Genomic DNA, 18,519 nt, shown 5'->3' on the forward strand with positions numbered 1-18,519 from the left:
TGTGCTGCGGCTCAGTCAGCAGACCCATCTTGGGCCGTGTCCATCGCGGCCTCACCCCCGCCCAGACCGTGCACATAGGCCGTTACAGCGCGCACATCGGCTTCACCCAAACGCGCCTGCCACGGCGGCATGACCCCCATGCGCGGCGTTTTCAGCTGTTGGATGATCGCCTCGTGACTGCCGCCGCGCAGCCAGATCGCATCGGCAAGGTTTGGCGCGCCGATCTCGCGATCCCCAAGGCCCGTCTCACCGTGGCACGCGCTGCAATTCGTGGCGAAGATATCCGCACCCGCTTGGGCCGCTGTCTCGTCATGCGCGAGCCCCGAAAGGCTGCGCACGAAATGGGCCGTGGCGTCCAGCTCCGCAGCGCCCAGCCAGTCAAAGGACGGCATCTGCGACACCCTCGCGTCGGCGTCATCCTCGTTGCGGATGCCGTGGCGCACGGTATAGGCGATATCCTCCATCGTGCCGCCCCAAAGCCAGTCATCGTCCAGAAGGTTCGGATAGCCCGAGGCCACCACACCCCCTGCCCCCGCGCCATGACATTGCGAACAATTCGCCGCAAAGACCGAACGCCCCGCCTGCACGGCGAAACGGTGCAGTTCTTCGTTGTCTTTCAGAACCCCCATATCGACGTTGATCAGGCTTTCCGTCAGATCGGCATTCGACAGATCGACACGCGCGATTTCAGCCGCGACCTCGCCACGGGTGGAATAGCCCAACAGCCCCGCCGTCGCCCCCGAAACTAAAGGCCACGCGGGATAGAGGATGGTATAGATGACGCCCCAGACGATGGTGGCGTAGAATGTCCAAAGCCACCACCGCGGCAGGGGTGTGTTCAGCTCTTCGATGCCATCCCAACTGTGGCCCGTGGTTTCGGTGCCGGTGGTGGGGTCGATCTTGCGGTTGTCGGTCATTGGCGGGCTCCGTCTTGGCGGGCTTGGTCGGGGTCGTCGTTGCGAAACGGCACATCCGCCGCGTCATCATGCAGCGCGCGCGAGCCGGGGCGATAGGCCCAAGCAATGACCCCCAGAAAGATCAGCGTCAGGATCAGCAAGGCCCAGCTGTCGGCCAGTTCACGCAGGAAGGAATAGGTGTCCATGGCGGGCTCCTCAGCGGGTGGCATCGGGCACAAAGGTCGAGAAATCGACCAACGTCCCGAGCATTTGCAGATAGGCGATCAGGGCATCCATCTCGCTGACACCGGGCTGCCCGTCAAAGTCGCGCACCTGCGCACCGGGATAGCGGTCAAGCAGCGCGTCATAATCCCCCATCGGGTCAACCTGCATGCGGAAATCTCCGCTCGCGCTGGCGATCATCTCGTCGGTGTAGGGCACACCAACCATGCGGTGGGTCGCCAGCAGATCGGTCACATCCTCGCTGTCTAGCTTGGCCTCCATCAGAAAGGCGTATTTCGGCATCACGCTTTCCGGCACGACCGACTGCGGGTCCATCAGGTGGTCCACGTGCCACTCGTCCGAATAGCGCCCACCGACCCGCGCCAGATCCGGACCGGTGCGCTTGGAGCCCCACTGAAACGGGTGGTCATACATGGATTCGGCGGCGAGGCTGTAATGGCCGTAACGCTCCGTCTCGTCGCGCATGGGGCGGATCATCTGGCTGTGGCAGACATAGCAGCCCTCGCGCACGTAGATCTCGCGCCCCGCCAGTTCCAGCGGCGAATAGGGGCGCATGCCCTCGACCTTTTCGATCGTGTTTTCCAGCCAAAACAGCGGCGCGATCTCGATGATGCCGCCGATACTGACCACCCCGAGAGAGGCGATCAGCAGAAGCGTCGCATTGCGTTCAAACCGCTGGTGAAAGGTGATCGTCTGCGTCTCGGGCGGCAGCTCGTTCGGGATTTTGCCCTTTTTCATCCCTTCGCTGGCGGTCACCACCTTGGGATCGTCAGCGGGGTCATAGTTGGGGCTTTGGGGGTTCTTGGCCATTGATATTACTCCGCTGGCAGGGCGACGGTGACGGGGCGGGCTTGCGGGGCGCGGATGGTCATCCACATGTTCCAGACCATCACCGCACCCCCCGCGAGGTAGAGCACCCCGCCCAGACCACGGACCACATACATCAGGAATTTGGCTTCGACGGTGTCGGCAAAGCTGTTCACAAGGAAGCCGTTGGCATCGACCTCGCGCCACATCAGCCCTTCCATAATGCCCGAAACCCACATCGACGCCGCGTAAAGAACGATGCCCACGGTCGCGAGCCAGAAGTGCAGGTTGATCGCCGACAGCGAATGCATCTGCGCCCTGCCCCAAAGCCGCGGTGTCAGGAAATACAGCGCGCCAAAGGTGATGAGCCCGTTCCAGCCAAGCGCACCGGAATGCACGTGCCCGATGGTCCAGTCGGTGTAGTGGCTAAGGCTGTTCACCGCGCGGATCGACATCATCGGCCCTTCAAAGGTGGACATCCCGTAGAAGGCGAGCGAGGCGACAAACATGCGGATGATCGGATCGGTGCGGATCTTGTCCCACGCACCCTCAAGCGTCATCAGACCGTTGATCATGCCGCCCCAGCTTGGCATCCACAGGATGATCGAGAACACCATCCCCAGCGTCGCCGCCCAATCGGGCAAGGCGGTATAGTGCAGGTGGTGCGGACCCGCCCAGATATACAGAAAGATCAGCGCCCAGAAGTGGATGATCGACAGTTTGTAGCTATAGACCGGACGGCCAGCCTGTTTCGGCACAAAGTAATACATCATCCCCAGAAAACCGGCCGTCAGGAAGAAGCCCACGGCGTTATGCCCGTACCACCACTGCGTCATCGCATCCTGCACGCCCGCAAAGACCTGCACCGATTTGGAGCCCCAGATCGACACCGGAATGGCGAGGTTGTTGACCACATGCAGCATGGCCACGGTGATGATGAAAGCCAGAAAGAACCAGTTGGCGACATAGATATGACGCTCGCGCCGGTTCAGGATCGTACCGAAGAACACGGCGAGGTAGGTCAGCCAGACGATGGTCAGCCAGATGTCGACGTACCATTCCGGCTCGGCATATTCCTTCGATTGGGTCGCCCCCAGCAGATAGCCCGTCGCTGCCAGCACGATGAAAAGCTGATAGCCCCAGAAAACAAACCAAGCAGCGTTGCCGCCCCAAAGCCGTGCCGCCGAGGTGCGTTGCACGATGTAAAAAGAAGAGGCGATCAGCGCATTACCGCCAAAGGCGAAGATCACCGCGCTGGTGTGCAGCGGACGCAGACGGCCAAAGTTGGCATAGGGCTGCGCCCATTCGATATTCAGCGCTGGAAACGCAAGTTGAAAGGCGATGTATGTCCCCGCGAGGAACCCGACAACACCCCAGAACGCCGTGGCAATCACGCCATATCGGATCGGCCCGTCCATATAGCCCTGCGGCGCTGGCGCGTGGGGCGCGGCGACACCGTCGACCGGCATATTGCGCAGTTGCCAGAAGAACAGGCCGGCGGCGATCACCATGATCAGCAGCGCATGGACCATATAGGCCGGATCCCGCGCCCAATCGGCCGCCAAAGCTGCGAAAAACACAATGAGCGCAAGCACGACCAACTTGAGCGTATCGAACATATCCCGAATCCCCTTTATTTCGGGACACGGTTCTCATGGCGGCGGGGGCGGCGCCTTGATCTAGATCAAATGCGGCACGGGCTTGGCGGCAATTCCAGGGGGCAATCTATCGGCGGGTGCGCGCGCTCTGTCAGACCAGCCCCAGATCGTTGCGCGAGATAATGGCACCCTTATGCCTGATCACCTGCCCCGCACATCTCTGCGCGGCCGATATAGCGGCCTCGGTCGGCAAGCCGCGCAGAAGGCATGCGATATAGGCACCGTTAAAGGAATCTCCGGCGGCTGTCGTATCGATAATGTCCCCGACCGGGGCCACGGGGAAAGCCGTCAACTGGCCGTCCTGCAGGTGGATCGTATCCGCAGGCCCGTTCTTGACCACAACATGCCCGGCCCCCAGATCGGCATAGCGTTTCGCGCTGTCTTGCGGGGTGCGGTCACCAAAGGCCGTTGTTTCATCGTCGAAACTTGGCAGTACAAGTTCGCTCAGCCCCGCGGTCCGCGATATGACATCAAGCATCCGGTCTTTATCCGCCCAGAGGTGAGGCCGGATATTCGGATCAAACGCCAAAAGCCCACCTTGCTTTTTATGCTCTACCAAACCGGCCAGGAGTGTCTCTAGGTCGTCGGGCGGCAGGATCGCCAGCGTGATGCCCGAGAAATAGACCACATCCGCCCCTGCCACATCGCGCCAAAGCGGGCCGGGGTGGCGCACCATCATCTGCGCCGCCGATGTGTCGCGCCAATAGGTAAAGCTGCGCTCGGCCCCGTTCAGCTGGATCGTATACAGACCGGGGCGCCGATCAGCGATGCGCGGCGTCTGCGCGCAGCGGATTCCGCCCGACCGGATAAAGGTCAGCATCTGGTCCGACATAGGGTCCGTGCCAACAGCGGTGTGAAAGGCGACATCCGCATCATCGGCGGAATGCGCCCGCGCGTACCACAGGGCGTTGAACACATCGCCGGAAAATCGTTGCCGCCACAGGTCATCGCCCGCCGACGACAGTTCGATCATACATTCGCCGATGCCAAGAATTGAGGTCATTGCACCTGCCTTGCGTGGTTTGATCCGGTGGCTGAATGGTCCAGCGCGGCCAAGGCGCCTCGTAGCTCCGCCAATCCTTTGAGCCGCCCCAGATAGGAATAGCCCGGATTTGTTCTCTGCTGCTGTTCGAATGCCAGCAGGTGACCGTGATCCGGCCGCATCGGGATAGCGCGGGCGGGCTGCCCCTGTTCTGCCGCGCGCAGGGCCGCGAGGACCGCAATCATATCGGTGCTCCCCCCAAGCGCTGCGGCTTCATGAAAGCTGCCATCCCCCTCGAGCTGCACATTGCGCAAATGGGCAAAGTGGATATGCGCGCCAAAGCGGCGGGCCATGTCCGGCAGATCATTATCCGCACGGGCCCCAAGTGACCCAGTACAGAAGGTCAGCCCGTTCGCAGCGCGCGGCACCTCATCAAGAATAAACGCCAGATCCTGCGCGGTCGAAACGCAGCGCGGCAAACCGAAAAGCGGGAACGGCGGATCATCGGGATGGATGGCAAGCCGCACCCCCAAGGCCTCTGCCTCCGGCACGACGACGCTCAGGAAGGCGGCCAGATTGGCCTGAAGGTCGCGGTGCGACAGGGATGCGAAACTTTCGATGCCCGCCAGCAGATCCGCCCGCGTAAACCCTTTCGCGCTACCGGGGAGCCCGGCGATGATATTCGCCTCTAACGCGGCGATCTCGGGCTTTGTCATATGCCCCCACCGCATCTGCGCCGCGGCCAGCAGATCGGGGGCGTGATCGGCCTGAGCGTTCGGGCGCGCAAGAATATGCACGTCGAACACCACGAAATCCACCATGTCAAAACGCAAGGCCTGCCCCTGCCCGTCGATCTCGAAGCGCAGATCGGTACGGGTCCAGTCCAGCAGCGGCATGAAGTTGTAGCAGATCGTCTTGACGCCCGCGCGCGCCAGATTGCGCATCGTCTCGACCCATGCCGCGATCTCTGCCGTGGCACCGGCACCCTTCAGCTTGATCGCATCCGGCATCCAGATCGACTCGCATACATCCCAGCTCAGGCCGGCCTCCTCGATCCGCGCCTGAAGGGCCGTGATATCCCTCAGCGGCCAGACCTCGCCGGGGGCGTAGTCGTGCAAAGCGGTCACAATGCCCGACGCGCCGGCCTGCTTGATATGGGTAAGCGTGACCGGATCAGTGGGGCCAAACCAGCGCCATGTTTCTTTCATGGGATATCCTATTCGATCAGATGTCTGCGCCGACGGGTCATTGGAATGACATCGGCATGAGCGTGCGCGGCAGCCACAGGGCGATCTGAGGAAAGAGAATGACCAGCAACAAGATCACCAGCATCGGGGCCAGAATGATGCAGACATCCCGCAGCACCTTGACCACATTCATCCCCCCGATCGACGCAGAGATCAGCAGACACAAGCCATAGGGCGGCGTCACCAGACCAAAGGCCAACGAGATGATCCCGATGATCGCAAAGGCCACCGGATCAATCCCCGCCGCCCGCGCCACGGGCAAAAGCACCGTTCCCAGAATGATAATGGTCGGGATGGCATCGATGAACAGACCGAAGAACAGGAACAGCGCCGCGATGATCAACGACGTGCCGATGACGCCAAGCTCGTGCGCGGTCAACACGTCTACGATCAAACGCGGCACGTTGTAGAACGCCAGCATCCAGCCAAAAGCCGAAGCCGTCCCGATCGCAAAAAGTGAGATCGACGCAAAACGGCCCGTGTCATAGAAGATGCCGCCAAGATCCCGCACCGACACGGTGCGATAGACGAAAACCCCAAGGATCAACGCATAGCCCGCCGCAATGATCGCGCTTTCGGTGGGGGTCACAATGCCCCCCACGATGCCGCCGATCACCAGAACCGGGGTCAGCATCGCCAGCGCCGCGCCTTTGAACGCCGACCAGAACTGCGCGAATGTGGGCCGCAGGGTGACGGGGTAGTCGTATGTCTTGGCATAGCCATAGACCGTCGCCATCAGGGCAAAACCGATCAGCAAGCCGGGAATGGCCCCCGCCAGAAACAGCGCGCCGACTGAAATCTGCATGACCCCGCCCCAGACCACCATGAGGATACTGGGCGGAATGATCACCCCCATCACGGACGAACAGGCCGTGATCGCGATGGCAAAACGGGTGTCGTAGCCTTCTTTGACCATCGCGGGGATCAGGATCTTGCCGCAGCCCGCCGCATCTGCCGTGGACGACCCCGAGATACCGGCAAACAGCATCGATACGGCGACATTCACATGCCCCAACCCTCCGGGCATCCAGCCAGTCAGCACGCGGGCAAAATCAATCAGCTTTTGCGTGATCAACCCCGAATTCATCAGGTTCGCCGCCAACAGAAAGAACGGCACGGCAAGCAGGATGAACGAGTTATACGACTGGAACATCCGGTCGATGACGATGAAGGGCGTCAGCCGGATATCCAGCATCACAATCGGAATTGTCGCGATCCCCAAGGCAAAGGCGACCGGCACCCGCAGCGCCACAAGCAGGATGAAACCGCCCACAAGAATAAGACAGGCAAGGCCCGTTGAAACGATCATGATACGGCCCGCCCCTCTGTGCGGTAGACCGCAAATGCTTGATACAAACGGTAAAGGGCAAAGACCGCCCAAAGCACACCGGCAATCGGGACAGAGATATGCGTGAACATCAGATTTGCACGCATCATGACCGACGTCTGGTTGCCCCCGAACTTGGCGTAATCAATGCCGTACCATGCGAACAACAGCGCAAACCCCGCGACCAACCCAAGCACCAGCGCTTGTTGCAAGAACGCCAGCAGCGGATGCTTGGCACCGGGGATGACCTGAACGTCGAAATGCGTCCCCTCCCACACCGCCAGGGCAGACCCGAGCATGACCACCCATACAAAGATGAACGTGGCCAGTTCTTCGGTCCATAAATAGACGGGGATCACCCCGGTGTAGCGCGCGATGACCTGCAGGCCGACGGGGATCGCCAGTGAAAACATCAGCACCCCCACAACGAAGCGGAGCAAGGATGCGAGCAGTTCCAGACCACGCAGGATCATGTGCTTACCGATCAACTTGAGTGAAAATAAAATCCCCCTCGGGTCACAAGAACCCAAGGGGGGCATCCGCAGGGATTACTTGGCGCGGACCGCTTCAAGCAGGTCAGATGCACCGATCTCGGCGGCATAGGCATCCTGCACCGGCTTGACCATTTCCAGCATCTTGTCGCGGTTTTCGAATTCGGACACGGTCAGCTGACCCGCATCGACCATCTCTTGCAGCTTTACGCCGTCCTCGCGCGATTCCAGCTCGCGGCCAAAGGCCCCTGCCTCTTCGCCCGCTTCAAGCACGGCGGCCTGCAGGTCTGCGGGCAGGCTGTTGAAGGTCTTGCCGCTCATCACGATGGGGCGCACGGTGATCGAATGGCGCGTCAGCGTCAGGTTCGGGGCCACCTCGTAGAACTTGAGGTTCTGAATGCTCGCGGCCTCGTTTTCAAACCCTGCGATGACACCGGTCTGGATGGCGTTGTAAACCTCGTTATAGGCAATCGCCGACGGGGCCGCCGTCAACGCCTGGAAGATCTGTGCCTGGATCGGCGCGCCCATGACCCGCATCTTGTGGCCCTTCAGATCATCAAAGGTCACAACAGGGTTTTTCGACAGCAGATTGCGCGTGCCCCCGCCGGTGTAGCCCACGATCTTGATATCGGCTTTCTCCAGCAGCTCGTCCTCCAGCGGCGCAAGCACATCGCTGGACAGGACCGCATTCCAGTGGTCCAGATCGCGGAACAGGAACGGCATGTCCATCAGCGGGATCGACGGGGCGAACTTGGCCATGTTGGACGGCGCAAGGATGCTATAATCAATCGCCACACCCTGGTTCAGGAAGGTGACGTAATCGCTTTCGACGCCAAGCTCCCCGTTCAGACGTAAGTCAAACGTCACATCGCCGTCGTATTTCTCGCCGACCAGTTCCTCGAATTTACGCAGGGTTTTGGTAAAGGCATGTTCCTCGTCGAACATGCTGGCCCCCCGCAGAACCGTCTCGGCCTGCGCGGTCGCGGTAAAGAGCGTCGCAGCAACGGCGGCACCCGAAACAAGCTGTGCTGTCTTGGTAAAAAATGACATGGTAGTCCTCCCTGATTGTTGCCTGACCAGATACGTGCCTGACCAGATTCTCCCTGACGTGAAATATGTCGTTAGTATTTGTAATGCGTCAAGTTTATTTATAATTATTTGTATACACCAAGGTTATCAGCGGCTTACCCCCCACGCACCGCTGCCCCACACAGGGTCAAACGACCGGCAGCAGCTCTGCCGGCAGGTCTTGGTAGCAGACGGGGCGCAGGAAACGGCGGATGGCCAGCGTCCCGACCGAGGTCGCGCCAAAGTTGGTCGACGCGGGATAGGGCCCGCCGTGGACCATCGCCCCGCTGACCTCCACGCCCGTGGGAAAGCCGTTGGCCAATATCCGCCCCGCTTTGCGCTCTAACACCGGCATCAAGGCCTTGGCGGCAGCGGTATCGCCTGCATCCATTTGCAACGTGCAGGTCAGCTGTCCGTCCAGCCCTTTGGCAACCGCGGCCATCTCATCCGCATCGGCTACACGCACAATAATGCCAAGCGGCCCGAAGACCTCATGCGCCAGCGCGTCGCTGTTCAGCCAATCGGTGCCGGAGACCTCGAAGACAGCGGGGGTGACACGACGCGCCTCGCCCCGATCCGAAGAGACGAGCGCGCGCGTACACCCCGCGCGCGCGATACGATCACGCCCGTCGAAATAGGCATCGGCGATCCCCGCCGTCAGCGTTGTTTGGGCAGGGCTGTCGTGCAAGGCGGCGACGGCGGCATCGCGGAAGGCATCGGCACCGGAGCCGTCGGTGACCACAACCACGCCCGGGTTCGTGCAGAACTGCCCTGCCCCCATCGTCAGCGACGCTGCCCACCCCGCGCCGATCTCTGCGCCACGGGCGGAGGCTGCGGCGGGCAGTACAAAGACCGGGTTGATCGACCCAAGCTCGCCGAAGAACGGAATGGGTTCAGGCCGTTGTGCACATAGATCAAACAGCGCCCGTCCGCCGCGCAGTGATCCGGTAAAGCCGACGGCCTTGATCAGCGGATGCTGCACCAGCGCCTGCCCGACCTCTAGCCCGCCCCCCTGGATCAACGAGAATACTCCCGCGGGCATGTCGCAAGCTGTAATGGCGGCGGCAATCGCTGCGGCCACGACCTCTGCCGTGCCGGGATGCGCGTGGTGCCCCCTGACAACCACCGGACAGCCCGCCGCCAAGGCCGACGCCGTATCCCCGCCCGCCGTCGAGAAAGCGAGTGGGAAGTTCGATGCCCCGAAGACCGCAACAGGGCCAATCGGGCGCTGGATCATCCGCAAATCGGATCGCGGCAAAGGCGTGCGATCCGGCAGGGCCGCATCATGGCGCGCGTCCAGAAAGTCGCCTTCAAGGATATGTGTCGCGAACATCCGCAGCTGACCGGATGTGCGCCCTGTTTCACCGCGCAAACGTGCGTCTGGCAGGCCGGTTTCCTGGGCGCCGATCAGGGCCAATGTGTCGATACGGGCGTCAACCTCGTCCGCGATCGCATTCAGGAAGGCCGCGCGATCCTGCGCTGTGGTGGCGCTGTAGGCGTCAAACGCATCCTCGGCAGCCTGCGCGGCGCGGTCTACCAGATCAACGGTACCGGCGGCGAAAATCCGTGGCTCCCCGTCGGCGGGGTCGGATGAAAATTGCTCTGCCGCGTCGGTCCATTCGCCTGCGATCAGGTGTTTGCCCATCAGTTCCATGCTGCGCTTCCTTTAGCTTCTGTCAAAAATCCGGCGGCCGCGTGCATCCGCGGCCGCCGGTCGTGTCGTTGTCAGGAAAACAGCATGCCGCCGTTGATATCGACGTTGGCACCCGTGATGAACGCAGCATCATCCGAGGCAAGGAACACCGCCAGCTTGGCCACATCTTCCGAAGTCCCCTCGCGTTTCACGGGCGAGACATTGGCCACATGGGTGCGCACTTCGGGTTTGGTAAAGATGTTGTGGAAATCGGTATCGATCATTCCCGGACAAAGCGAATTCACGCGGATTTTCGGACCCAACTCTTTCGCCAGACCCCGCGTCAGGGTCATCAGCGCCCCCTTGGATGCGCCGTAAGCCGAGGCACCGGGCCCGCCGCCATCGCGACCGGCCTGCGACGCAAGCCCGACAATCGACGACCCTTCGGTCATATGGGGCAGACATTCACGCACCATCAGCACAAAGGATGTCAGGTTCACGTCCATGACCGACTGCCAGTGATCCAGCGTCATCTCCGACATGGTGACCCGCGCGACCAGCCCGCCCGTGACGTGGACCAGCGTATCGACCTGTCCGAATTCCTTGACGGTCTTTTCTACCAACGCGGCAACATCGGCCTCTTTGGTCATATCGCCCTGCAGCGCGAAGGCATTACCGCCCGCCGCCTTGATTTCAGCGACGGCGCTGTCGGCCCCTTCAGAGCTTGCCATATAGTTGATCGCCACATTCGCGCCCCGCGCCGCGAGCTCAAGCACACAGGCGCGGCCGATATCGCGGCCACCGCCAGTTACAATTGCGGTTTTCCCTTTGAGGTCCATGATCGTCTCCTGAATATAAAATTCTGCGGAGGAACCTGACCGAGCAGTGCTCTCCGCGTCTCCCTTCGATGCACAATGGGGTTCAAGGGCGGCGATGCACGCCCAACAACTGCATTATCCGTCCTCTTGCTTAGGGCAAACCTCAGGGCGCGACAATACAAATTATTACAAATATGGAGGTTGGTGAATCGCGAAGGTCTTTGCTTCCTGCGGATAATCCCTAGAAAACAGTGGATTATGGACGTAATTAGGCACAAAACCCGATGAAAATCGCTGCGGACTAAGGCGAGCCTCTCACCCAAGTCTGTTGACAACATCGAAAAAACAGTTACAAATTATTACATCTGATTAAAGCCGGGGGGAGGCATACCAATGGACACCACAGCAGACGCATCACAGGGTTGGATGACCTCGGGCCCCGGCGCGCAGCGGCGCATCTTGTGTCAGGACAAAGCGCTGATGATGGTAGAGTTCATGTTCGAAAAGGACGGCGTCGGCGTGCCCCATTCGCATCCCCATGTGCAGACGACGTTCGTGTCCTCTGGCCAGTTCGAATTCACCGTTGGGGGCGACACGCAGATCCTGAACCCCGGCGATGCGTTGATCATCCCGTCGAACGTCGAACACTCCTGCCTCTGCTTGCAGGCGGGGAAACTGCTCGACAGTTTTGCGCCGCGGCGGGATGATTTCATGGCGGCCCACGGGCTACCGCTAGAGTAAGCGGTTAGCCTTCGAACACACGGTTCTTTGCATTCTCGACATGGGCGCGCATGGCGGCGCGGGCTTCGGCCTGATCCCGCGCAATGATCGCGGCGAGGATGCGGCGGTGTTCTTGCTGGACAAGCTCCATCCGCTCGCGCGGTTTGCTGAGCGACAGGTTCCGCGTCAGGTTAAGGCCAGTCAGGATGTTCGACTTCATCGAGGTGCGCGCAGTTGCGAAATACTGGTTGCCGGACGCCTCGCAGATCGCCTGATGAAAGGCCTCGTCTGCCTCGACGCCCAACTCCCCTTCGCGAATACAGCGGTCCAGCTCCTTGAAATGCGCGCGCAGCTTGGCCAGATCCGCTTCTGTATGGCGCACGGCGGCAAGGAACGCCGCCTCCCCCTCGATCGCGGCGCGGAATTCGAAGGTGCGCTGGATATCAGCGATGGACCCCACGGGCGCAAAGGTCAGCACCGCCGTATCGGGGCGGCGCTGCACGAATGACCCTGACCCCTGCCGCGACACGACCACCCCGTCTTCGCGTAGCTGCTTGAGCGCCTGACGCAGCACCGGCCGGGACACCTCCAGCATCTCGCTCATGGCGTGTTCCGTCGGCAGCTTATCCCCGACCGCGGTCTCCCCGCTGGAAATCATCGCGAGGATTTTCTCGTAGGCGTGATCCGCGAGCGTGCGTTCCTTGGCGGGCTTGCCCATGGCGGAACGGCTCGCATCTGCGCCTGCTACCGGTTGTTTTGTTCCCGCCATGCTTTGAATTCGTCCTTCGTTGCCGGATCTGTCGGTGGGTAAAGCCCAAAAATCGAAGCACCATTTTGCACCATTTCCAGAACGAAGTCTTCGAAAACGGTCATCTCTTCGGTTTCTGACGCTATTTCTGCCACCAGATGCTTGGGGATGCAAACGACGCCTTCATTGTCGCCCACGATAATATCACCCGGAAAGACGGAAACACCGCCACATGCGATAGGGTCATTGATCGCGACGGCGTGGTGTTTGGTCAGGTTTGTCGGCGCACTGGGGCGGGTGTGATAGGCGGGCATCTCGAGCGCCGAAATCTCGGGCGTGTCGCGGAACCCCCCGTCGGTGACGATCCCCTTGCAGCCGCGCTTCATCAATCGGGTGGCCAGAATACACCCCGCCGAGGCCGCCGTTGAATCGCGCCGCGAGTCGATCATGAAGACGGACCCGGGGGGGCATTCCTCTACGCCCTTGCGCTGCGGGTTGGCGCGGTCCGCGAAAGACTCTAGCCCGTCCAGATCCTCGCGCGCGGGAATATAGCGCAGGGTGTAGGCCGGCCCGACCATATTCGGCCCGGGGTTCATACGGTACGGCCCCTGAATAAAGACGTTACGAAAGCCGCGCTTGAACAATGCGGTGGTCAGCGTTGCCGTGCTGACATGCATGAGCTTTTCAAGGAGTTCTGGCGTCGGTTCAGTCATGGTGAAAACTTTCTACTATGGTATTTCGGGCGTTTTGAAAGGCGTGGAAAAGGTCGGCTCATTCAAGCAATGAGGGTAGGAACAGCGACACCGCAGGGACATATGTGACCAGCAAGAGCGCCATAAGAATGGCCAGGTAGAAGGGCCATATGGTCCTGAGCGTTTCCTCGATCTTGACCCTGCCAACGGCACAGCCCACGAACAGGCAGGTGCCAACGGGGGGCGTGCACAGACCAAGCCCGAGGTTGACCAGCAGCATGATCCCGAACTGGGTGGGGTCCATGCCAAGATCGCGCACAATGGGCAGGAAGATCGGGGTGCAGATCAGGATCAGCGCGGCCATATCCATGATCATCCCCAGCACCAGCAGCATGATGTTGATCATCAGCAGAACGGCGATCTTTTCTTCCGAGATGCCAAGCATGAAGCTGCTCAGCTTTTCAGGCACCTGATACAGCGCCAGAAGATAGGCGAATGAACTGGCGAAACCGATCAGCACCATGACCATCGCGGTTGTGCGCACGGCAGAGACGACGGCGGTCTTGAACCCGTTCCAGTCAAGGCTGCGATAGACGAAATAGGTCAGCAGCAGCGCATAGATCGCACCGAAGGCACCGGATTCAGTCACGGTGAAAATACCCGACAGCACCCCGCCCACGATGATCACAGCCGTCACCAGACCCGGCAGCGCATGCAGCGATGCAACGCCGACCGCACGCCAGCCGGGGAAGGGTTCCGCCGGATAGTTGCGTTTGATCGCAATGACATAGGCCGCCACCGCAAGGCACAGACACATCAGCATGCCGGGCACCACCCCCGCGAGGAACAGCTTCGAGATCGAGATCCCCCCGCCTGCGGCCACTGCAAAGATAATCATATTGTGGCTGGGCGGAATAACGATGCCCGCAATCGATGATGTAACGGTCACGTTCACCGCATAATCGGAATGATAGCCCCGTTCCTTCATGACAGGGATCAGAATAGACCCGAGCGCCGAGATATCAGCCACAGCCGATCCCGAAATCCCGCCGAACAACATGCTGGAAAAGATGTTCACCGATGCCAGACCGCCGCGCACGTGACCCACAAGGGCCGAGGCGAACTTGACCAGACGCATGGCGATACCGCCGTGCAGCATCAGCTCGCCTGCGAAAACAAAGAACGGGATCGCCAGCAGCGAGAAGACAGAGATGCCGGAGACCGACCGCTGAAAGGTGATCAGCAGCGGAAAACCTTCGTACCAGAAAGCGGTCAGGGCTGCGATACCCATTGCAAAGGCGACGGGGATACCGATCACGACGGAGACACCGAAAATGCCAAGAAGGATTGTCAGACCCATGATTAAAACAGACCTTTTTCATGATAGGGGATACCGCGCAGAAGACAGGCGATCCGAAACACCGCGCGCAGTCCGGCAAATACAAAGACAAGCCCACCGCACATCGCTGCCGACAAGGACCGGAAACTCTCGGGGATGTTCAGCATGGGGAGCATTGTGCTCCACCCGAATTTCACCAGTTCAATACTTGCGACCAGCATGATCAGGCCGAAACCGGCAAGGACGATATCAATGACGAGCTTCAGGAAATTACTGACCCGCCAGCCCATCATGTCGCGGAATAGCGTCACCCCGAGATGCGTGTTCTCATGGATCCCGACCGCCGCGCCCAGATAGGTCACATAGCAGATCAGCAATAGCGCCAGCTGTTCGACCCATGTCGGTGTGACGTTCAAGACATAGCGCCCGAACACCAGCCAGCCAAAGGTCGCGATCAGCACGACGATGGCGATAGAGGCCGCGAGCATGCAAAGAAAACTCAGCCCGTCGAGCGCACGCTCGGTATGCTTCATCCAGAGGGGTACGTGTTCCACGGCCCTATTCCTTTGTGAGAGAAGGGGTGCGCCCCGTTGCAACAGGGCGCACGATTGTCCAGCCGCGCTGATCAGTCAGCGTTGCGGAACAGATTGACGAGATCCGTCATCTCTGGATTGGCCGCCAGATACTTTTCGTAGACGGGCACCATCGCTTCCTGGAACGCCGATTTGTCGGCGATCTCGTTCACTTCGACGCCACCGTCCATGATGATCTTCATCGACGCCGCTTCACGTTCGCCCCAGAGTTTGCGCTGCAGATCGGTGGAGTTTTTACCGGCGGTTTTCACGATTTCCTGCTGTTCCGGTGTCAGACCGTCAAAGGTCTTTTTGCTCATGCACAGACATTCGGGAATGATCAGGTGCTGGGTCAACGAATAGTATTTCGCAACCTCGAAGTGGCTGGTGGATTCATAAGACGGCGGGTTGTTCTCTGCCCCGTCCACAACGCCGGTCTTGATCGATTGGTAGACTTCCGCAAAGGCCATCGGGGTGGCGTTGCCGCCCATGGATTCGATCATGCCGACGAACAGGTCGTTGTTCATCACGCGCACTTTCATGCCTTGCACGTCTTCGGGCGTATTGATCGGCTTGACCGAGTTATAGAAAGACCGCGCGCCGGCGTCATAGTAGCCAAGGGGGACAATCCCCTTTTCCTCTAGCGCTTCCCCAAGTGCGGCCCCGGGTTCGCCGTCCATCAGCTCATACATCTGTGGCACGCTTTTGAAGACGAAAGGCAAGGACACGACGTTGGTCGCAGGCACGGCCTGCCCCATTGGCCCAAGGCTGAAGACGCCAAAATCCATAATCCCGAGACGCAGCTGTTCAATCGCATCGGGCTGCGAGCCCAGAACGCCAGCGTGGAACACCTTGCCCTTGATCTCGCCCCCTGTCTTTTCGGTGACCTCTTCCATGAAGGCTTCCATACCGTGCGATACAGGGTAATCCTCGACGTGGATATTCCAGCCGCGCCAGTCTTTTGCCTGCGCCGTCACGGGCATGACAGCCAGCGTCGATGCCGCGGCAATCGCAAAGGCACCACGGGTGATGATTTTATTCAGTTTCATATTTGTTTCCTCCCAAAGACAAATTATTGCAAAAGTGATCACATTACTTACAAATATTTACAAGTACTATTTTTCGAGTTTTAATGGGGACGCGCCCGACCTTGTCGTTTTGATATTCACTGCACCGACCCAAAAATTTAGAATTTTAAAGGGCTTAAGGCCTGCGAAGAGACGAGTAAGGCGACGGCAATTTCGCCCCTGCTGCACGGGCGGGCTAATACATAGGAAGAGGTAGATACATGACAAATTCGTATTCCAACCAGACAACCAAACTACAGGCGGGCACCGCCTTCCCCGTGTTCGAGGTGCCTAAATTCGGCGGCGGCACCATGACGGTGGGCGGCGCGACCGACGGCTGGACGCTGCTCATTGTATACCGTGGCAAGCATTGCGGACGCTGCAAGACCTACCTGGGCAAGCTGGAACACAACTATGCAAAGTGGGAAGACGCGGGTTTTGCGGTGAAATGCGTCTCGGCCGACCCGCTGGAAAAAGTCAGCGATGATGTCGCGCGCTTCGGGTGGACCTTCGACATCGGCTACGACCTGCAAGAAAGTGACATGCGCGCCATGGGGCTTTACGTCAGCGACCCGCTGTCTTCGCAGGAAACCGACCGTCGCTTTGCAGAGCCCGGTATTTTCTGCCTGCGCCCCGACGGCACAACGCAGATCATAGCCATCTCTAACGGTCCGGCGGCGCGCCCCGATCTGGATGAACTTCTCGACGGGATGATATTCACAATCAACAACGACAAACCTGTCCGCGGGAACGCCTGAACCCGACCTGATCCTACCAACCGCAAGACAGCCAAGAGGAGCACCCCCAATACAACACAACGGCTCCCGCGACGCGACAGACCCGAGTTCTGCCAAACCGCTGGATACAGCGGGCCTGCGCGAACGGGCACCGATCCAGCGGGCGCCCCCAATCTTTATCAAAAGTTATTTTGTCACGCGGGAATAAACCGCACCCCCCGGACGTCACTTGGTCATAGAGCCTTTGCCCACCATACAGAGCAAAGGCCCGGAACCACGGGAGGAAGACATGAAAGTCATTGAAAACGTTAAGCGTCGGCACTTTTTAATCGGATCGGCAGGCACGATGGCAGCCGTCGCGGTCGGGGCACCGGCTTTGGCACAATCAGGCGGAGAGCCTTTGCCGGATTACGTCGCCTGGAAAGACGCCGAGGACATGATCGTCCATTCCAAGCAGACGCTCGAGACGAAACGCGCCGCACAGGGGTCAGAGCTGATCACCCCCACAACCGAACTTTACATCCGCAACAACTTGCCCGCCCCCTCGGACAAGATCGTTGCCGACCGCGATGCCTGGGAGGTCGAGATCGACGGTGTTGCAAACCCCGGCAAGATGACCGTCGGCGCGTTGAAAACGCTTGGCGTCGAAACGGTGGTGTGCGTGCTGCAATGCTCGGGCAACGGGCGCGCTTTCTTCGATCACGAGACGAGCGGGTCGCAGTGGTCTGTCGGGGCGGCGGGCAATGTCGTGTGGACAGGTGTGCCCGTGCGCGCCGTTATTGACGCAATGGGCGGCGCCGATGCGGATGCCGTGTATCTGACCGGCACCGGCGGAGAGGACATTCCCCAAGGGCTCCCGCCTGAATCGATCCAAGTTGAACGCTCTGTCCCCAAGGCTGCGATGGATCGCGCGATCCTCGCGTGGGAGATGAACGGCGAACCCGTGCCGCTGGCGCATGGTGGCCCCCTGCGGCTGATTATCCCGGGCTACTACGGGGTCAACAATATCAAGTATCTCAAACGGTTGGCCCTGACGGTCGAGGAATCGCCCAATAAGATCCAGCAGACCGGCTACCGCGTCCGCCCTGTCGGCGAAAAAGGTGATCCCTCGCAACCCTCCATGTACGAGATGTCGGTGAAATCATGGATCACCGGGCCGCTGGTGGATGCTGCAACGGGCAAGGTGCAGATTCACGGCGTCGCCATGGGCGGTGTCAGCGGGCTGGAGAAAGTCGAAGTGTCCACAGACGGCGGGCAGAATTGGGCCGATGCGCAGTTTCTGGGCCCTGACCTTGGCCCCTACGCGTGGCGACCCTTTGTGCTGATCACCGATCTGACGGAAGGCACACATATGCTGGCCAGCCGGGCAACCAACGCCGCAGGCGACGCCCAGCCAGAGAACTTTCCGCCAAACGAACGCGGTTATGGCAACAACGGATGGCGGGCACATGCCGTCGACGTGACTGTCAGCTGA

At 60.2% G+C, this 18,519-nt stretch carries 19 protein-coding genes; 3 read left to right on the forward strand and 16 right to left on the reverse strand.

Annotated features, from left to right (window positions below; translation table 11 throughout):
* Positions 1-11 precede the first annotated feature (11 nt).
* The 11 genes from ccoP to EE36_RS01925 form a co-directional block, all read right to left on the reverse strand.
* Complete coding sequence (gene ccoP, locus EE36_RS01875; protein ID WP_005848927.1) at positions 12-917, reverse strand: cytochrome-c oxidase, cbb3-type subunit III; 906 nt, start codon at positions 915-917, stop codon at positions 12-14.
* Entirely contained in the window at positions 914-1,102 is a 189-nt protein-coding gene (locus EE36_RS01880) for a CcoQ/FixQ family Cbb3-type cytochrome c oxidase assembly chaperone (protein WP_005848929.1), read from the reverse strand. The genes ccoP and EE36_RS01880 overlap by 4 nt, the downstream gene beginning before the upstream one ends.
* A gap of 10 nt (positions 1,103-1,112) precedes the next feature.
* Positions 1,113-1,949 (reverse strand): cytochrome-c oxidase, cbb3-type subunit II, encoded by an 837-nt coding sequence (ccoO, locus tag EE36_RS01885; RefSeq protein WP_005848931.1) that lies wholly within the window; start codon positions 1,947-1,949, stop codon positions 1,113-1,115.
* 5 nt (positions 1,950-1,954) lie between these two features.
* The gene (ccoN, locus tag EE36_RS01890) at positions 1,955-3,565 is read right to left on the reverse strand and encodes a cytochrome-c oxidase, cbb3-type subunit I (RefSeq protein WP_005848932.1); all 1,611 of its coding nucleotides are present in this window, start codon (positions 3,563-3,565) and stop codon (positions 1,955-1,957) included.
* A gap of 130 nt (positions 3,566-3,695) precedes the next feature.
* The gene (locus EE36_RS01895) at positions 3,696-4,607 is read right to left on the reverse strand and encodes a sugar kinase (RefSeq protein ID WP_005848934.1); all 912 of its coding nucleotides are present in this window, start codon (positions 4,605-4,607) and stop codon (positions 3,696-3,698) included.
* Entirely contained in the window at positions 4,604-5,794 is a 1,191-nt protein-coding gene (gene uxuA, locus EE36_RS01900; protein ID WP_005848936.1) for a mannonate dehydratase, read from the reverse strand. The genes EE36_RS01895 and uxuA overlap by 4 nt, the downstream gene beginning before the upstream one ends.
* 37 nt (positions 5,795-5,831) lie before the next feature.
* Complete coding sequence (locus tag EE36_RS01905; RefSeq protein WP_005848938.1) at positions 5,832-7,142, reverse strand: TRAP transporter large permease; 1,311 nt, start codon at positions 7,140-7,142, stop codon at positions 5,832-5,834.
* Complete coding sequence (locus EE36_RS01910) at positions 7,139-7,633, reverse strand: TRAP transporter small permease (RefSeq protein ID WP_005848940.1); 495 nt, start codon at positions 7,631-7,633, stop codon at positions 7,139-7,141. Before EE36_RS01910 ends, EE36_RS01905 begins: the two co-directional genes overlap by 4 nt.
* Before the next feature lie 75 nt (positions 7,634-7,708).
* Positions 7,709-8,701 carry a TRAP transporter substrate-binding protein gene (locus EE36_RS01915; protein WP_005848942.1) on the reverse strand — a complete coding sequence of 331 codons (993 nt, stop codon included), beginning with the start codon at positions 8,699-8,701 and terminating at the stop codon, positions 7,709-7,711.
* Positions 8,702-8,867: 166 nt separating this feature from the next.
* Complete coding sequence (locus tag EE36_RS01920) at positions 8,868-10,373, reverse strand: aldehyde dehydrogenase (NADP(+)) (protein ID WP_005848944.1); 1,506 nt, start codon at positions 10,371-10,373, stop codon at positions 8,868-8,870.
* Positions 10,374-10,444: 71 nt separating this feature from the next.
* Entirely contained in the window at positions 10,445-11,191 is a 747-nt protein-coding gene (locus tag EE36_RS01925) for an SDR family NAD(P)-dependent oxidoreductase (protein WP_005848946.1), read from the reverse strand.
* Positions 11,192-11,563: 372 nt separating this feature from the next.
* On the opposite strand from EE36_RS01925, the gene EE36_RS01930 reads away from it, so the two are divergent.
* A complete protein-coding gene (locus tag EE36_RS01930; RefSeq protein ID WP_005848947.1) occupies positions 11,564-11,911 on the forward strand; it encodes a cupin domain-containing protein in 348 nt (115 codons plus the stop codon).
* Positions 11,912-11,915: 4 nt separating this feature from the next.
* Here EE36_RS01930 and EE36_RS01935 read toward each other — a convergent pair whose 3' ends face one another.
* From EE36_RS01935 to EE36_RS01955, 5 genes are all read right to left on the reverse strand, one after another.
* Positions 11,916-12,659, reverse strand: a complete 744-nt coding sequence (locus EE36_RS01935) for a FadR/GntR family transcriptional regulator (protein ID WP_050752188.1) — start codon at positions 12,657-12,659, stop codon at positions 11,916-11,918.
* Positions 12,635-13,351 (reverse strand): ribonuclease activity regulator RraA, encoded by a 717-nt coding sequence (locus tag EE36_RS01940; RefSeq protein WP_005848951.1) that lies wholly within the window; start codon positions 13,349-13,351, stop codon positions 12,635-12,637. Before EE36_RS01940 ends, EE36_RS01935 begins: the two co-directional genes overlap by 25 nt.
* A gap of 58 nt (positions 13,352-13,409) precedes the next feature.
* Positions 13,410-14,690: a TRAP transporter large permease gene (locus EE36_RS01945; RefSeq protein ID WP_005848953.1), complete on the reverse strand. Its 1,281-nt coding sequence runs from the start codon at positions 14,688-14,690 to the stop codon at positions 13,410-13,412.
* A 2-nt stretch (positions 14,691-14,692) separates the two neighbouring features.
* Positions 14,693-15,223, reverse strand: a complete 531-nt coding sequence (locus EE36_RS01950) for a TRAP transporter small permease (protein WP_254655531.1) — start codon at positions 15,221-15,223, stop codon at positions 14,693-14,695.
* Between the two features lie 71 nt (positions 15,224-15,294).
* Positions 15,295-16,290: a TRAP transporter substrate-binding protein gene (locus EE36_RS01955; protein WP_005848957.1), complete on the reverse strand. Its 996-nt coding sequence runs from the start codon at positions 16,288-16,290 to the stop codon at positions 15,295-15,297.
* Positions 16,291-16,529: 239 nt separating this feature from the next.
* Between EE36_RS01955 and EE36_RS01960 the strand changes: the two genes are divergently transcribed.
* A complete protein-coding gene (locus EE36_RS01960) occupies positions 16,530-17,066 on the forward strand; it encodes a peroxiredoxin (RefSeq protein WP_005848958.1) in 537 nt (178 codons plus the stop codon).
* Between the two features lie 268 nt (positions 17,067-17,334).
* A complete protein-coding gene (locus tag EE36_RS01965) occupies positions 17,335-18,519 on the forward strand; it encodes a sulfite oxidase (protein WP_005848960.1) in 1,185 nt (394 codons plus the stop codon).

This window comes from Sulfitobacter sp. EE-36 (genome assembly GCF_000152605.1).
Taxonomy (GTDB): Bacteria; Pseudomonadota; Alphaproteobacteria; order Rhodobacterales; family Rhodobacteraceae; genus Sulfitobacter; species Sulfitobacter pontiacus.

Coding starts and splice junctions, on each gene's coding strand:
- EE36_RS01880 (WP_005848929.1), bottom strand. CDS start 1,102: ATGGACACCTATTCCTTCCTGCGTGAACTGGCCGACAGCTGGGCCTTG.
- ccoN (WP_005848932.1), bottom strand. CDS start 3,565: ATGTTCGATACGCTCAAGTTGGTCGTGCTTGCGCTCATTGTGTTTTTC.
- EE36_RS01895 (WP_005848934.1), bottom strand. CDS start 4,607: ATGACCTCAATTCTTGGCATCGGCGAATGTATGATCGAACTGTCGTCG.
- EE36_RS01955 (WP_005848957.1), bottom strand. CDS start 16,290: ATGAAACTGAATAAAATCATCACCCGTGGTGCCTTTGCGATTGCCGCG.
- ccoP (WP_005848927.1), bottom strand. CDS start 917: ATGACCGACAACCGCAAGATCGACCCCACCACCGGCACCGAAACCACG.
- EE36_RS01960 (WP_005848958.1), top strand. CDS start 16,530: ATGACAAATTCGTATTCCAACCAGACAACCAAACTACAGGCGGGCACC.
- EE36_RS01905 (WP_005848938.1), bottom strand. CDS start 7,142: ATGATCGTTTCAACGGGCCTTGCCTGTCTTATTCTTGTGGGCGGTTTC.
- uxuA (WP_005848936.1), bottom strand. CDS start 5,794: ATGAAAGAAACATGGCGCTGGTTTGGCCCCACTGATCCGGTCACGCTT.
- EE36_RS01930 (WP_005848947.1), top strand. CDS start 11,564: ATGGACACCACAGCAGACGCATCACAGGGTTGGATGACCTCGGGCCCC.
- EE36_RS01910 (WP_005848940.1), bottom strand. CDS start 7,633: ATGATCCTGCGTGGTCTGGAACTGCTCGCATCCTTGCTCCGCTTCGTT.
- EE36_RS01945 (WP_005848953.1), bottom strand. CDS start 14,690: ATGGGTCTGACAATCCTTCTTGGCATTTTCGGTGTCTCCGTCGTGATC.
- EE36_RS01915 (WP_005848942.1), bottom strand. CDS start 8,701: ATGTCATTTTTTACCAAGACAGCACAGCTTGTTTCGGGTGCCGCCGTT.
- ccoO (WP_005848931.1), bottom strand. CDS start 1,949: ATGGCCAAGAACCCCCAAAGCCCCAACTATGACCCCGCTGACGATCCC.
- EE36_RS01920 (WP_005848944.1), bottom strand. CDS start 10,373: ATGGAACTGATGGGCAAACACCTGATCGCAGGCGAATGGACCGACGCG.
- EE36_RS01940 (WP_005848951.1), bottom strand. CDS start 13,351: ATGACTGAACCGACGCCAGAACTCCTTGAAAAGCTCATGCATGTCAGC.
- EE36_RS01965 (WP_005848960.1), top strand. CDS start 17,335: ATGAAAGTCATTGAAAACGTTAAGCGTCGGCACTTTTTAATCGGATCG.
- EE36_RS01935 (WP_050752188.1), bottom strand. CDS start 12,659: ATGGCGGGAACAAAACAACCGGTAGCAGGCGCAGATGCGAGCCGTTCC.
- EE36_RS01925 (WP_005848946.1), bottom strand. CDS start 11,191: ATGGACCTCAAAGGGAAAACCGCAATTGTAACTGGCGGTGGCCGCGAT.